Origin of the sequence: Acinetobacter pollinis (genome assembly GCF_015627175.1) — a bacterium.
Lineage (GTDB): Bacteria > Pseudomonadota > Gammaproteobacteria > Pseudomonadales > Moraxellaceae > Acinetobacter > Acinetobacter pollinis.
In genome coordinates, this window is record NZ_VTDQ01000083.1 from 1 (window position 1) to 2,382 (window position 2,382).

Genomic DNA, 2,382 nt, shown 5'->3' on the forward strand with positions numbered 1-2,382 from the left:
ATCTATTACTGGTGTTGCAGCAGGTGTGAATTCCACAGATGCGGTGAATAAAGGACAGCTAGATTCTACTGTAAAAGTATTTAACACTACAGTGAATAGTTTATCGAATGCATCCGTCCAATATGATAAAAATACAGATGGTTCCATCAATAAAGGGACTGTTTCTTTAGCAGGCGGGACTACCGGAACCACAATAAAAAATGTAGCAAATGGCCAAATTTCTTCAGATTCAAAAGATGCTATTAATGGTGCACAAATTTCTGGTGTTTCAACAAGTATTCAGACAATCTTGGGTGGAAACGCAAAAACAGACTCTAATGGAAAAGTAACCTCATCGAATATAGGAGGTACAGGTCAAGATACAATTGATGGCGCAGTTTCAAGCTTAAAAGATCAAACGACCAAAGCAAAAACAACGGTTACTGGTGGTGATAATATCGCCATTACAGCACTTCAAAATGAAGATGGAAGCACAAACTATCAAGTTTCTTCAGCAAAGGATTTAAGTCTAGATCGTATTAAACTTGGTAATAATACTTTAGACAGCAATAAATTAAGTTTAGTAGATGATAATAGTAGTACCCAAATTGGTGCAGCAACAACAACGATTCAAGATAACCAAGGTAACAACAGCACAGTCAGCGCAAATGGGCTGTCTATACAAGATAATGCTGGAAATAAAGCAAGTTATGACGCAACAAATATGGTTTATCAGGCGGCTGATCGTTCAAGTACAACCCTTGGTACAAATGGTCTAAGCTTTAAAGACAACACAGGCAATATAACTGGGCCAAGTATAACCTCATCGGGTATAGATGCTGGTGGTAAGACCATTACGAACGTTGCAGCAGGTGTGAATTCTACAGATGCGGTAAATAAAGGACAGTTAGATTCTACAGTAAATATATTTAATACCGCAGTGAATAGTTTATCGAATGCATCTGTCCAATATGATAAAAATACAGATGACTCCATCAATAAAGGGACTGTTACTTTAGCAGGCGGCACCACTGGAACCACAATAAAAAATGTAGCAAATGGCCAAATTTCTTCAGATTCAAAAGATGCTATTAATGGTGCGCAAATTTCTGGTGTTTCAACAAGTATTCAGACGATCTTGGGTGGAAACGCAAAAACAGACTCTAATGGAAAAGTGACCTCATCGAATATAGGCGGTACAGGTCAAGATACAATTGATGGCGCAGTTTCAAGCTTAAAAGATCAAGCAACCAAAGCAAAAACAGCGGTTACTGGTGGTGATAATATCGCCATTACAGCACTTCAAAATGAAGATGGAAGCACAAACTATCAAGTTTCTTCAGCAAAGGATTTAAGTCTAGATCGTATTAAACTTGGCAATAATACTTTAGACAGCAATAAATTAAGTTTAGTAGATGATAATAGTAGTACCCAAATTGGTGCAGCAGCAACAACGATTCAAGATAACCAAGGTAACAATAGTACAGTCAGCGCAAATGGGCTGTCTATACAAGATGATGCTGGGAATAAAGCAAGTTATGACACAACAAATACGATTTATCAGGCGGCTGATCGTTCAAGTACAACCCTTGGTACAAATGGTCTAAGCTTTAAAGACAATACAGGCAATGCAACTGGGCCAAGTGTTACAGCGTTCGGTATTGATGCTGGTGGTAAGACGATTACAAACGTTGCAGCAGGTGTGAATTCCACAGATGCGGTAAATAAAGGACAGCTAGATTCTACTGTAAATATATTTAATACTGCAGTGAATAGTTTATCGAATGCATCCGTCCAATATGATAAAAATACAGATGGCTCCATCAATAAAGGGATTGTTACTTTAGCAGGCGGCACCACTGGAACCACAATAAAAAATGTAGCAAATGGCCAAATTTCTTCAGATTCAAAAGATGCTGTTAATGGTGCACAAGTTGCTAACATTTCAAAGAGTTTTGCTATTGCTTTGGGGCAAGGAAGTGTTCAAAGTGATGGTAGTATTGAAAGTCCAATCTATAGTATTGCAGGTAAACAACAGACAAATGTTTCTGATGCGATCAATGCCTTAAATAATTTAATAACAACTGGAAATACATATTCTAGCCAAGTATTCTCTATAGGATTAAGTGCACCTAATGCGATTGCTCTAGGAAATAATTCTAAAGCTACAGGTATATCTTCGGTTGCAATGGGGGATAATGCTATTGCTTCAGGAAACCAATCTATCAGTATTGGTACAGGTAACCAAGTGACTGGAAATAACTCAGGTGCCTTTGGTGATCCATCTATTATTAATGGTGCAAATAGTTACTCTGTGGGTAACAACAATACCATTAGTACAGACAATACTTTCGCTTTAGGTAATGATATTACTCAAACGACAGCAGGTTCGGTTGTTTTAGG

1 pseudogene is annotated in these 2,382 nt (G+C 37.8%); it reads left to right on the forward strand.

Annotation, left to right across the window (positions count from 1 at the left end):
* Positions 1-2,382: pseudogene (locus tag I2F23_RS13740) on the forward strand (hypothetical protein); the annotation flags it as partial.